Origin of the sequence: Pedobacter sp. SL55 (genome assembly GCF_026625705.1) — a bacterium.
Lineage (GTDB): Bacteria > Bacteroidota > Bacteroidia > Sphingobacteriales > Sphingobacteriaceae > Pedobacter.
Genome location: NZ_CP113059.1, coordinates 2,353,310 through 2,366,056, shown reverse-complemented (window position 1 = coordinate 2,366,056; position 12,747 = coordinate 2,353,310). Strand labels below are relative to the sequence as shown.

The window sequence follows — 12,747 nt, the reverse complement described above, 5'->3', positions numbered from 1 at the left end:
ATATCTACCGTTTTCTAACTAATGTTTGACGTTTCCGTCAACAACTTTTTACTTTCTACTTTTAACTTTTTACTTAATTAGCTTTAACACTTCTTTTGCTATTACTTCATCGGCGTTAGCAAAAGCCATCTTTCCTATATTCTCACTCAGCAATGCTGATTTTTCTTTATCGTTTAGCAGTTCTAATGCTTGTTTTACCAAAATATCTTCTGCGGCTGTATCTGCAATTAAGATAGCGGCATTCTCCTTTACCAAAGCCAGAGCATTTTTGGTTTGATGGTCTTCTGCCACATTTGGCGAAGGCACTAAAATCACTGGCTTTTTGATTAAGCAAAGTTCTGCAATGGTACCAGCTCCAGCTCTAGAAATAATCACATCAGAAGCAGCATAGGCCAAATCCATTTGGTTTAAGAACTCTAAAATTCTCACGTTTGGATGATGATCTAAACCTAGTCGTTCTGTAATTCCTTTGTAGTAGAACTTTCCTGTTTGCCAAATTACTTGCACATCTTGTGCGATGATTTCTGCCAAGTGTTTTTCTACGGCCTTATTTAAAGTTCCAGCACCTAAACTTCCGCCAGTAACCAAAATGGTTTTCTTCAAAGGATCGAGCTTTAGCAACTCGGCACCAGCATATCTTCTACCCTCTATGCTAACAATATTCTTTCTTACCGGATTTCCAGTTTTTAAAATCTTATCGGCAGGAAAAAAAGCTTCCATACCATCAAAAGCTACACAAATCTTAGCCGCCTTTTTGCCCAACAACTTATTGGTAATGCCTGCGTAAGAGTTTTGTTCTTGTATCAAGTAAGGTATATTTTTTAGGGAAGCCGCATATAGCAACGGACCAGAAGCATAACCACCAACTCCAACCACTGCATCGGGTTTAAATTCGGCAATTAAGTTCATCGCTTTGCGCACACTACCTATAACCTTAAAAGGCAGTCCAAGGTTTTTAAAAATTGAACCTCGTTGAATGCCACTTATATTTAGTCCCACAATTTGATATCCAGCCGCCGGAACTTTCTCCATTTCCATGCGACCTGTAGCTCCAACAAACAAGATTTCGCATTGCGGCGAAATTGCTTTTAGGGCATTAGCGATAGCAACGGCGGGGAAAATATGCCCGCCTGTGCCACCACCAGATATGATAATTTTTGGGAAATTATTCATGTTAATTAATTAATTTTAAATGATTGAATGACAAAATGAGTAAATATTACCGTCCATCGCTTGCAGTTTTCCTAGCTCGTGTTAAAATGGCAACAATCTCTCCAGCCTCTTTCATTAAATCTTTTATATCATTTACTACTATTCCTGACTCAACTAAAATTTCTAACCAAAATTGCGTTTCATCAGCTTCCTCAATTGTAATACTCAGTTTAGCATAGAACTCAGCTTTAGATCTTGCTCTACATGCCGCTCTGTAATTTGCACCTACTGAAGATGACGAACGTAAAAATTGCTTACCTAAAATTCGAGCTTCGTCGGTTTTTGGAAGTGATTGAAAAAGCTTTATTGAGCGTAAAACAAATTGTTTTGTTCTATTTTTTAAAGCAGTAACGAAGTCAATTTTATTATTCTCCATTGCTATTCAATCATTTTCTCATTTCATCAATTATTCATTTTCTCATTTCATTTATCCCATCGCAGGAATACTTCCCACCACCACCTTTTCTTCTTTTTTAACACCACTATTTTCTTCTACATCTCGGCTTACGCTTAAAATAATACCAAAGGCTATACTGGTAAAGATCATGGAAGTACCACCCATACTTACCAATGGCAAAGGCACCCCCGTTACCGGACCTAAACCTACCGCTACCGCCATATTTGCAAAAGCTTGTATCGTCAAACTAAAACTCAATCCCGCCGCCAGTAAAGCACCGAATGCCTTCGGACTTCGATTAACAATCCTGACACATCGGTAAAGCAATACCAGGTATAAAATGATAACTGCTAAACCGCCTACCGTTCCATATTCCTCAATAATAATGGCGAAAATAAAATCGGAATATGGATGCGGCAAGAAGTTTCTTTCCGTACTGTTGCCAGGTCCTTTGCCTAGCACTCCTCCAGTTGCCAATGCAATTTTTGCGTGGTCAGACTGATATGTTTTATCAGAGTGTTGTTTCTCTGGATGTAAAAACGTATCTACCCTAGACTTCCAAGTACCTGCCCTCTCAGTCGTTAAAACTAAGAAGAACATCATTACTACCCCTCCCAGCATCACCCAAGAAATCTGTTTAATACTAACCCTACCTACGATTAGAAGCAATATACTTACGCCAAACAACATTAAGCCTGTTGACAAATTGGCTTTAGCAATTAAGCCAAACACGACAACAACCGAACCCATTATTGGTAAAAATGCATTCTTTACATCCTTAATATTCTCTTGCTTTCTCGTTAGCATTCTAGCCAAGAATGTAATTAAAGAGAGTTTAGCTAAATCTGAAGTTTGAAACGTCAATCCAATTACAGGAATTTTTACCCAACGAGATGCCTCATTCAAATTCGCTCCAAAAATCAAAGTATAAAGCAGCAATGGTATAGTGATAATCATCAGTATTTTTGAAATACCAGCATAATATTTATAATCCAACAAGTGTGCTATATAAATCATCACAATGCCTAGTATCACGAATATCACGTGTTTAAACAACAGGTACTTCTCTACCGAAATGCCTTTTTTGTACGCAATAGCTCCAGTGGCACTATATACTACCATGATAGAAATCATCGAAAGCAATGCGATAATGATCCAAATCCAACGATCGCCTTTGGTACGTTCTAGAAGTGCGTTGATGTTAAACATTTTTTTAATTTATTGATTACACAGATTTTGTGATTACACCGATTATAATTCTCGACTTATTTGAAGTCTTTGTTCTTTATTCCTTACTCTTTGTTCCTTCTTATAGTTCTTTCACAGCTGCCTTAAATTGGTTGCCACGATCTTCATAGTTTTTAAATAAATCGAAACTTGCACAAGCTGGAGACAACAACACCGTACTGCCCTTTTTAGCTAAATGGTAAGCGACCTGTACAGCTTCCTCTGCAGAAAAAGTATTCACAATTACATCTACATCATCTTCAAAAGCATCGTGTATACGTTTGTTATCTTTACCTAAACAAATAATTGCTTTAACTTTGCTTTTTACCAAATCCTTCAGCATCTCATAGTCATTGCCTTTATCAACACCACCCATAATTAGCACCACATCGCTGTTTACACTTTCTAAGGCGTACCAAGTAGAGTTCACGTTAGTAGCTTTAGAATCGTTGATGTAAGTAACATCATTGATCTTTGCTACAAACTCTAACCTATGGTCTATGTTTTTAAACTCACCCATGCTCTCGCGGATAGTTTCGTTGCGCAACTCTAATACCTTTGCTACGATGCCAGAAGCCATTGAGTTATAAATGTTGTGCTTACCTTGTAAGGCTAAATCCGAAATTGACATGGTTAATGTGTTGTTTAAATTGGTGTTGATATAAATGTTATTGTCTTCTAAATAGGCCCCTAGTTCTACTTTTTTAATAATAGAAAAAGGATAAGCTTGCGCTGCTATATTTGCTGTTGCTAAAACTTTATTCGTTTCTTCATCGTCTGCACAGTAAATAAAAGCATCGGCTGAGGTTTGATTTTGCACAATACGCATTTTCGAAGCCGCGTAATTGGCCATTTTATAATCGTATCTGTCTAAATGATCTGGTGTGATGTTGAGCAATACAGCGATGTCTGCTTTAAACGCATACATATCATCTAGCATAAAACTTGATATTTCTAAAACATACCAATCGAATTCTTGATCTGCCACTTGTGCTGCAAAGCTGTGCCCTATATTGCCAGCCAAACCAACATTTAATCCTGCATTTTTTAGGATATGATACGTAAGCATGCTCGTAGTAGACTTGCCGTTTGAGCCTGTAATGCAAATCGTTTTGGCATTGGTGTAACGCTTTGCAAATTCAATCTCTGAGATTACCGGAACGCCTTTTTCTACTAATGCTTTTACGATAGGCGCTTTTGAAGGAATACCTGGACTTTTAACCACCTCTGTAGCATTCAAAATCAACGCTTCGGTATGTTGGTTTTCCTCAAAAGGGATATTCATCTCTTGTAGATCAGCTTTGTAAACATCCGCTATGCCACCAAAATCTGAAACGAAAACATCGAAACCCTGCTTTTGAGCCAATTTGGCCGCACCTACTCCGCTCTCGCCTGCACCCAAAATAACAATGCGAGCTTGTCCAACAGCGTTTTGCTTAGGATTACTTTGCGATATGTTGTTATTCGAGTTCATTCTATTTTTTTGTGATTTCACTGATTTTATGATTTCACCGATTTTTCTTCTTATTTACCACCTCAGACACCTTAGTTCATTTTAGTGTTTGATTGCGCTATATTTTTACTTTTGACTTTCTACTTTTAACTTCTTTCCTATCTTAATTTCAGCGTTACAAATGCAATAACTGCCAATAAAATCCCAATGATCCAGAAGCGGGTTACAATTTTTGCTTCGTGATACCCTTTCTTTTGGTAATGATGGTGCAATGGCGACATCAAGAAAATTCTTCGACCTTCGCCAAAACGCTTTTTAGTGTATTTGAAATAAGTTACCTGCAAGCTCACAGATAAAACCTCTACCAAAAACACCCCACATATAATTGGAATTAACAATTCTTTTCTAGTCATGATGGCGAATACCGCTATGATACCCCCGATAGTTAAACTACCTGTATCGCCCATAAAAATTTGTGCTGGGTACGAGTTGTACCACAAGAAACCGATACAAGCTCCAATAAAAGCAGCTGCAAAAATAATCAGCTCACCACTGTTAGGAATGTACATTATATTCAGGTAATCAGCCATAACGGTATTACCCGAAACGTAAGCAAATATGCCCATCGTAATACCAATAATAGCGGATGTTCCTGTTGCCAAACCATCTATACCATCGGTTAAATTAGCGCCATTTGAAACTGCGGTTACAATCACAATCACAAAAGCTAAAAACACGATGAACGCATATTTCTCATAACCTTCGCCCAAAAACTTAACTACTTTTGCGTAATCAAACTCATTGTTTTTATAAAACGGAAGGTTAGTTTTTGTTGATTTTACGTCCTGTGTGTAATAATAAGTTTCGCCTTTTTTACGCAAAACCATCGGCGCAGCACTTTGAACTTTAGCTGTATCCACTTTCGCTGTTTCATCAACCGTTTGGCGCACTACAATATTAGGATGAAAATACATGGTACACCCCACAATAATTGCCAAACCCACTTGGCCAACCACTTTAAACCTACCCGCCAAACCTTCTTTGTTCTTTTTGAAAACTTTGATATAATCATCTAAGAAACCAATGGCGCCCATCCACAAAGTGGTCACAATCATTAAGATTACATAGATATTGGTAATGTTAGCGAATAACAAAGTTGGAATTAAAATTCCCATCAAAATCATGATACCACCCATAGTTGGGGTACCTTGTTTTTGCATTTGTCCTTCTAAACCTAAATTTCTTACCGTTTCGCCAACTTGTTTCGAGTGTAGGTAATCAATAATTCTACGACCGTAAACGGTAGTGATAATCAACGACAAGATGATAGACAATGACGATCTGAAAGTAAGGTATTGGAACAACCTTAATCCAGGAAAATCATAATGTTTATGTAGATATTCGAATAATAAATATAACATTAGTTGATTTGGTTTAGTTGTTCGTTAATAATTTCTTTATCGTCAAAATGGTGTCTCACACCGTTTACCTCTTGATATTTTTCGTGACCTTTTCCTGCAATAAGAATGATATCGCCCGGTTGGGCAATATGACAAGCCGTTTTAATCGCTTCTTTTCTATCTAAAATACTGATCGCTTTGCGTTGGTTGGTTGGCGATACACCTGCTTCCATATCCTTAATGATAGCCTGCGGATCTTCGGTACGAGGATTATCAGAAGTTAAAATCACTTTATCGCTCCAATCGCAAGCTACCTGTGCCATTACTGGGCGCTTGGTTTTGTCCCTATCGCCACCACAACCAATAACGGTAATTACCTGTTCAGTCCCTTTTCTAATATTGGCGATGGTGCTCAGCACATTTTGAACCGCATCTGGTGTATGTGCATAATCTACAATACCAACAATACCAGATTTAGAAACGATGTAATCGAACCTACCTTCGGCACCTGATAAAGCGCTCAGCTTAGTCAACACACTCAACTGGTCTTGCTCTAACAATACCGCAACACCATAAGCAGCCAGCAAATTGTAAGCATTAAAAGAACCTACCATCTTAAAGTAAACATCGGTATGGTCTACTTCTAGGTGCAAGCCACTGAATTTGTTTTCGATGATTTTAGCTTTAAAATCAGCCATCTGTTTCAAAGCGTAAGTTTTCTTGTAAGCTTTGGTATTTTGCAACATTACCATGCCATTTTTATCATCAGCATTGGTTAAGGCAAAGGCCGATTTTGGCAACATATCGAAAAAGCCTTTTTTAGCTTTGATGTAATTATCGAAGGTTTTATGAAAATCCAAATGATCGTGAGTGATGTTCGAAAACACCCCGCCAGCAAAGGTTAGTCCCGCAATGCGATGTTGAGATACCGCATGAGAACTCACTTCCATAAAACAATATTCGCAACCCTCATCTACCATTTCTCTCAACAACTCATTTAAAGCAATTGGATTTGGCGTAGTGTGCGTTGCTGGTACTATTCTTTGATTGATTTGATTTTGCACTGTAGAAATCAATCCTACTCCATAATTCAAGCTGCTAAATAATTGGAAAAGCAAAGTAGCAATGGTAGTTTTACCATTGGTGCTGGTAATGCCAACCAGCTTTAAAGCTGCCGATGGATTACCATAGAAATTACAAGCAATTACACCCAAAGCTTCAGCCGAATCTGCTACCTTTACGTAAGTTACCGCCTCGTTTAAATTAGTAGGCAACTCTTCGCAAACAATTACACTTGCACCAGCCGCTATAGTTTGATCGATGAATTGGTGTCCATCTACCGCGGTGCCTCTAATGGCAAAAAACAAAGTTCCAGCATTTACCAAACGAGAATCAAAAGCCAATGCAGCTACCTCTACCTGAGGCAAGCCTTTTAAACTTTTAATCGAAACTCCGTAAAGTAAATCTTGTAAATTCATATTTTCTAATAATGATTAATTGAGCAAATGAGTAAGTTTTAAATGTTGGAGCATATTCCGTCATCATTTTCTCATTTCGTCATTTCCTCATTTTAAATTTTCTTACTGCAACAATATATCTACCACCAGGCCTTTTCCAATTCTGCTTCCAGGATGAATAGACTGGGCAATCACTTTTCCACTACCTTTAACTCTAGCTTTTAAACCTGCATTGCCCAAAAGGAACATCGCATCTTTTAAGCCCATGCCATTTACGTTTGGCATTACGCCTTTTACTGGCGTACTTTCTTCGTAAGCAATACCATTGCTGGTATCTACCGAATTAAAATAATCTGACTTAGCGGCATAGAGCGCTTTAATACCAAAAGCGTTATACACTTTTTTAGTTGCTTGGCTTTGACCAGCTTTAGCCTCTGGCGCTACCGTATTACCAGCCAGATGCTCTTCTACCTTATTGTACATATTTACATCACTGGCGTAAATACGATCTGCCACTTCTCTAAATACCGGACCAGAAACCAACGCTCCATAATAAGCGCCTTTAGGGTCGTTAATTACCACAATCATCGAATACTTAGGATTATCTGCCGGAAAATACCCAACAAACGAAGCTTGGTACTGCTTTTTAGCTTTGTAACCCAAATTAGCATCAGCTACTTGTGCTGTACCAGTCTTACCAGCAATTTTATACAATGGATTATATACCACTTGTTTACCACTACCGTTAGTTACCACCCCTTCTAACATCGCTTTCACTTTACTCAAGGTTTCATCAGAGCATATTTTCTCATTAATTACCCTGGCCTTAAACTGCTCAATTGGGTTACCCAATCTTCTAATCTCTTTCACAAAAATTGGCGCTATCATTTTGCCATTATTAGCCACAGCATTATAAAGTGTTAGCATATTCAAAGGCGTCATCTGCATTTCATAACCATAAGCCATTTGCGGCAAAGTCATATTTTTATTCCAGCTTCTGTTGGCCTCAATATTTTTAACCACTGGTTGCGATTCACCAGGAATTTGCAGTCCCATTTTTTTGTTTAGCCCCCATTTATACAAATGGTCTGTAAACTTCATGGGGTTTGAACCGTAGTTATCATTGATCATTTTGGCGATGGCTGCATTCGACGATTCCTCGAAAGCTCTTTTTACCGTAACCATTTCATCTTTAGGATGAGAATCGGTAATTCTTTTCCCAGGTATCTGGTACCAACCTGTTCTAACTAGCGTGTTCGTATCTATTTTTCCGTCCTCTAACAAAGCCATATATGAAGCTAGCTTGAAAGTAGAACCCGGATCTTGATTACCCGCAATAGCATAATTGAACTGTTCTTTATAAATCCCTTCTTCAACCTTAGTAAAATTAGCGATAGCTCTAATTTCGCCCGTTGCTACCTCCATCACAATTACAGCTCCGTGATGCGCATTGCTTTTAATCAGCTGTTTTTCTAGCGCACTTTGTGCCAAATCTTGCATATTGATATCGATGGTAGAGATGATATCGGCACCGTCTTTAGGCGCCACTTCAGCATCGCTATTTACGGGGATCCAAACGCCACCACTAATGCGCTGTTTCAGTCTTCTACCAGTTTCGCCATTGATATAATTACCATAAGCACCCTCTAAACCTACACCATTAGCCACGTTTTCGTTTTTATAACCGATAGTTCTGGCAGCCAAAGCTTTAAAAGGAAGAATACGTTTATTTTTTGCGATAGCCATTAAACCTCCAGAATGCTTACCTATATTATACAAAGGAAAGGTTCTAACCACCTTCAAATCTCCATAAGAAACCTTACGTTTAATTAGTAGGTAACGAGCACTATCTTGCCTTGCTTTACGCAGCAAACGAGAATAATCTTTAGCACTTTTATCCTTAAAAAAACTCGATAGCTTCATCGCTAAAGAATCTACCTTTGAATTGAAAATCTTATCATCCTGGATGCCTCCAGCAAAAAGATCCATCCTCAATTCGTACTCCGGAACCGAGGTAGCCAACAAACTACCATCTACAGAATAAATATTACCGCGAGTTGCCTCTACCTCAAACTCTTTAATAGACAAACTATCGGCCATAGCCACCCACTTGTGCCCCTGCCTAAACTGCACATCGCACAACTTAACGAAAACCGCAAGCGCAAAAAGTACAATTAGCCCAAAAGCCAAGTACACCCTTAACAATATGTTTGCCCTGATATTCATTATTTACCTTGTACTATAATTTTTTTAGGCGGTTCTACCAACTCTTCTAAACCCAAGGTATCTACCTTCTTAGCCACCTCTGTCATTTTGCTTTTAAACATCAAATCTGCTTTAAGCGATTTGTATTCCCAGCTCAGCTCTTTTACTTCTTTACTAATCCTGTCAATATCTCTGATATTTTTTACCGCCATGTGGCTATTTGCGATATAAATCATCCCCAACACACACAAGAAAACCAAATACGGAAGCATGTCTGTTGCCGCTTCTTTAGAAACGGCACCCTCCACAAATAATTTTCTAAAGAAAGCCGTCGCACTTCCCTCTTTTGCTGGCTCTTTCTTTTTCGGCTCTTCTTTTTCTTTTAAAACTGGCTCATCTTCTTCTGCCAATTCTTCTTCTAACTTCTCTCTAAACCTATTCATCTTCCCCCCCTCTTTTTCCTTTTCCGTTGACTGAAGTCAACGGCAATGAAGACAGCGATGAAGATGACAATGAAACACGTTCGCCAATTCTTAATTTCGCACTGCGAGACCTACTGTTACGAGCCAATTCCTCCGCATTAGCCACTATCGCTTTCCTAGTGATTACATTAAAAGGTTTTTGATCGTTACCAAAAAAATCTTTCTCCACTTCGCCCCTAAATTTTCCTTTGGCTAAGAAATTTTTCACTGGCCTATCCTCTAACGAGTGATAAGACATCACTACCAAACGCCCACCAGGTTTCAACACCTCTGCACTTTGCTCCAAGAAACGCTCTAGCACCTCTATTTCCGCATTCACTTCGATACGCAAAGCCTGAAAAACCTGCGCCATATATTTATGCTCTTTTCCACGAGGGATATGAGCCGCAATTACATTTTTAAATCCAGACAAAGTTTGAATAGGCTCATCCAAACGAGCCGTAGCAATGGTTCTAGCTAAAGATTTCGCATTTTGCACCTCGCCATACAAACCAAAAATTTTATGTAAATTTTCTTCGGTATAGGTATTCAACACTACCGCAGCCGTTAAGTCACGTTGTTGATCCATACGCATATCCAAATCAGCCTCGAAGCGAGTAGAAAAACCTCGCTCTGGCTCATTGAACTGATGCGAAGAAACCCCCAAATCAGCCAAAATACCATCCACCTGTTTGATACCCAACAAGCGCAAATGGTTTTTCATGTAACCAAAATTTTGATCTACGAAACGAAAACGCGGATCATCAATCTTATTTCTTTGCGCATCAGGATCTTGATCAAAAGCCACCAGCACTCCATCCGGACCCAGATGCTTCAAAATCTCACGAGAATGACCACCTCCACCAAACGTCACATCCACATACACACCGTTTGGCTTGATATTTAAACCATCGATACATTCTTGCAGCAAAACAGGCACATGGTAATTACTCTCCATCAGCACCCCCTTTGTTTTGAACGCTCTTGCCACCCATTACCTCTTCCGCCAAGGCAGCAAAGTTTTCAGGAACATCATCAAAAAGCCCATCGTAAACCTTCTTATCCCAAACCTCAATCTTATCTAACTGACAAGCCAAAACCAGTTCGGCATCAATACCAGCATATTCAATTAAAGATTTAGGCAAAAGCACCCGACCCGCAGCATCTAACGACAAAGGCATTGCTCCACGCTGAAATGCTCTCACAAACTCACGATTTCTCTTCTCGAACATATTCAACTTACTTAACTCGGCCACCGTTTCATCCCAAACTTTTTTAGGATAGATGACCAAATTCTTCTCAAAACCCCTGTTCACAACCAATCCATCTCGCTCTACATCAAGCAATTGCTTCTTCAGCAAAACAGGCACCATCAAGCGCCCTTTCGCATCCATTTTGCAATCATATTCTCCGATGAGTTGGTTCATTTATAGTAGCTACACTTTTTATGTAGTGTAAAATTAAATACTTCTACCACTTTTTACCACTTTTTACCACAAAAAAGTTTTCAACACACACTTCTTACCACTTTAACCCATTTTTTAATATCTCTAGGGCATTTTTGGTGGTGGTAAAAAACAAAGCGGCCCCGACTTTTCAGTCGGGACCGCTTATTTACAGTGCTTTACGCTTTAAATTAAATCTAATTTAGCCACAGATGCACAGCTATTTTCACATCAGCATATCATCAAACATTATCATCTGTGCATCTGTGGCTACAAATCAAAAACACCTCTATTTCTGAATGGCAGCTACACCTGGCAACTCTTTACCCTCCATGTACTCTAGCAAGGCACCACCACCAGTAGAAACATAGCTTACCTCATCTTCTAAACCAAACTTAGCAATGGCCGCAGCCGAATCGCCACCACCAATTAATGAGAAAGCACCGTTTTTAGTAGCCTCTACTACCGCCTCAGCAACAGCTTTGGTTCCTTGTTGGAAGTTCTCCATTTCGAAAACACCCATTGGACCATTCCAAAGCAAAGTTTTTGAGTTTTTAATAATATTGCCAAATAACTCTACCGTTTTAGTACCAATATCTAAGCCCATCCAATCTGCAGGGATATGACCGCTATCTACTTGATCTTTGCTTGCATTGTTATCAAACTTATCTGCAATTACCGTATCTACAGGCAACACCAAGTTTACTCCTTTGGCTTTTGCTTTCTCTATCAGCTCCAAGCAAAGCGCCATTCTATCTGCCTCTAATAAAGAAGTACCTATTTCGCCTCCTTGTGCTTTAGCAAAAGTATAAGCCATGCCACCACCAATAATTAGGTTATCTACTTTCTCCAATAAACTTTCGATCAACAAAATCTTATCAGATACTTTAGCGCCACCCATAATGGCAGTAAATGGTTGTTCGGCATTATTGATGATTTTTTCGGCATTTTTTACCTCTTCTGCCATTAAATAACCGAAGTATTTGGCATTAGGAAAAAACTGTGCAATAGTGGTAGTAGAAGCGTGCGCCCTGTGCGCAGCTCCAAAAGCATCATTCACATAAACCTCAGCTAATTTTGATAGTTTTTCGGCAAAACCCACATCTCCTTTTTCTTCTTCTTTGTAAAAACGAAGGTTTTCTAACAATAAAACATCGCCAGGAAACAAATTACCTGCTTTATGTACCGCATCTTCTCCAATACAATCATCGGCAAACTTTACCGTAAGACTTAACATTCTAGACAAATCTGCTACAATATGTTTTAACGAATACTTGTCTGTTGGCCCATCTTTTGGCCTACCCAAATGCGACATTAAAATTACTGAACCACCATCATTCAAGATTTTTTTTATGGTTGGCAATGCAGCACGCATCCGTTTATCGTCGGTAATGTTAAAATCGGCATCTAAAGGAACGTTAAAATCTACCCTTACGATAGCTTTCTTATCTTTAAAATCGAACTGGTCAACTGTCTTCATTGTTTTCTAT

The 12,747-nt window shown here is 38.9% G+C and carries 11 protein-coding genes; all 11 read right to left on the bottom strand.

Features of this window, described 5'->3' with window-relative positions; genetic code table 11:
• Positions 1–69: 69 nt before the first annotated feature.
• The 11 genes from murG to OVA16_RS10630 all read right to left on the bottom strand — a co-directional run bounded on the left by murG (position 70) and on the right by OVA16_RS10630 (position 12,737).
• Positions 70–1,173: an undecaprenyldiphospho-muramoylpentapeptide beta-N-acetylglucosaminyltransferase gene (murG, locus tag OVA16_RS10680; protein ID WP_267759168.1), complete on the bottom strand. Its 1,104-nt coding sequence runs from the start codon at positions 1,171–1,173 to the stop codon at positions 70–72.
• A gap of 46 nt (positions 1,174–1,219) precedes the next feature.
• Complete coding sequence (locus tag OVA16_RS10675; protein WP_267759166.1) at positions 1,220–1,588, bottom strand: four helix bundle protein; 369 nt, start codon at positions 1,586–1,588, stop codon at positions 1,220–1,222.
• A 51-nt stretch (positions 1,589–1,639) separates the two neighbouring features.
• Positions 1,640–2,818 carry an FtsW/RodA/SpoVE family cell cycle protein gene (locus tag OVA16_RS10670; protein WP_267759164.1) on the bottom strand — a complete coding sequence of 393 codons (1,179 nt, stop codon included), beginning with the start codon at positions 2,816–2,818 and terminating at the stop codon, positions 1,640–1,642.
• 100 nt (positions 2,819–2,918) lie between these two features.
• Positions 2,919–4,310: a UDP-N-acetylmuramoyl-L-alanine--D-glutamate ligase gene (gene murD, locus OVA16_RS10665; protein WP_267759162.1), complete on the bottom strand. Its 1,392-nt coding sequence runs from the start codon at positions 4,308–4,310 to the stop codon at positions 2,919–2,921.
• A 137-nt stretch (positions 4,311–4,447) separates the two neighbouring features.
• On the bottom strand, positions 4,448–5,710 hold the full coding sequence (mraY, locus tag OVA16_RS10660) for a phospho-N-acetylmuramoyl-pentapeptide-transferase (protein WP_267759160.1): 1,263 nt from the start codon (positions 5,708–5,710) through the stop codon (positions 4,448–4,450).
• A complete protein-coding gene (locus OVA16_RS10655; protein WP_267759158.1) occupies positions 5,710–7,167 on the bottom strand; it encodes a UDP-N-acetylmuramoyl-L-alanyl-D-glutamate--2,6-diaminopimelate ligase in 1,458 nt (485 codons plus the stop codon). The genes mraY and OVA16_RS10655 overlap by 1 nt, the downstream gene beginning before the upstream one ends.
• 102 nt (positions 7,168–7,269) lie before the next feature.
• Positions 7,270–9,372: a penicillin-binding protein gene (locus OVA16_RS10650; RefSeq protein ID WP_267759156.1), complete on the bottom strand. Its 2,103-nt coding sequence runs from the start codon at positions 9,370–9,372 to the stop codon at positions 7,270–7,272.
• Complete coding sequence (locus OVA16_RS10645; RefSeq protein WP_267759154.1) at positions 9,372–9,794, bottom strand: FtsL-like putative cell division protein; 423 nt, start codon at positions 9,792–9,794, stop codon at positions 9,372–9,374. Before OVA16_RS10645 ends, OVA16_RS10650 begins: the two co-directional genes overlap by 1 nt.
• Positions 9,787–10,770 (bottom strand): 16S rRNA (cytosine(1402)-N(4))-methyltransferase RsmH, encoded by a 984-nt coding sequence (gene rsmH / locus OVA16_RS10640; protein WP_267759153.1) that lies wholly within the window; start codon positions 10,768–10,770, stop codon positions 9,787–9,789. The genes OVA16_RS10645 and rsmH overlap by 8 nt, the downstream gene beginning before the upstream one ends.
• Positions 10,760–11,239, bottom strand: a complete 480-nt coding sequence (gene mraZ / locus OVA16_RS10635; protein ID WP_267759151.1) for a division/cell wall cluster transcriptional repressor MraZ — start codon at positions 11,237–11,239, stop codon at positions 10,760–10,762. Before mraZ ends, rsmH begins: the two co-directional genes overlap by 11 nt.
• A 307-nt stretch (positions 11,240–11,546) precedes the next feature.
• Positions 11,547–12,737 (bottom strand): phosphoglycerate kinase, encoded by a 1,191-nt coding sequence (locus OVA16_RS10630; RefSeq protein WP_267759149.1) that lies wholly within the window; start codon positions 12,735–12,737, stop codon positions 11,547–11,549.
• Positions 12,738–12,747: the final 10 nt, after the last annotated feature.

Coding starts and splice junctions, on each gene's coding strand:
- murG (WP_267759168.1), bottom strand. CDS start 1,173: ATGAATAATTTCCCAAAAATTATCATATCTGGTGGTGGCACAGGCGGG.
- OVA16_RS10675 (WP_267759166.1), bottom strand. CDS start 1,588: ATGGAGAATAATAAAATTGACTTCGTTACTGCTTTAAAAAATAGAACA.
- OVA16_RS10670 (WP_267759164.1), bottom strand. CDS start 2,818: ATGTTTAACATCAACGCACTTCTAGAACGTACCAAAGGCGATCGTTGG.
- murD (WP_267759162.1), bottom strand. CDS start 4,310: ATGAACTCGAATAACAACATATCGCAAAGTAATCCTAAGCAAAACGCT.
- mraY (WP_267759160.1), bottom strand. CDS start 5,710: ATGTTATATTTATTATTCGAATATCTACATAAACATTATGATTTTCCT.
- OVA16_RS10655 (WP_267759158.1), bottom strand. CDS start 7,167: ATGAATTTACAAGATTTACTTTACGGAGTTTCGATTAAAAGTTTAAAA.
- OVA16_RS10650 (WP_267759156.1), bottom strand. CDS start 9,372: ATGAATATCAGGGCAAACATATTGTTAAGGGTGTACTTGGCTTTTGGG.
- OVA16_RS10645 (WP_267759154.1), bottom strand. CDS start 9,794: ATGAATAGGTTTAGAGAGAAGTTAGAAGAAGAATTGGCAGAAGAAGAT.
- rsmH (WP_267759153.1), bottom strand. CDS start 10,770: ATGGAGAGTAATTACCATGTGCCTGTTTTGCTGCAAGAATGTATCGAT.
- mraZ (WP_267759151.1), bottom strand. CDS start 11,239: ATGAACCAACTCATCGGAGAATATGATTGCAAAATGGATGCGAAAGGG.
- OVA16_RS10630 (WP_267759149.1), bottom strand. CDS start 12,737: ATGAAGACAGTTGACCAGTTCGATTTTAAAGATAAGAAAGCTATCGTA.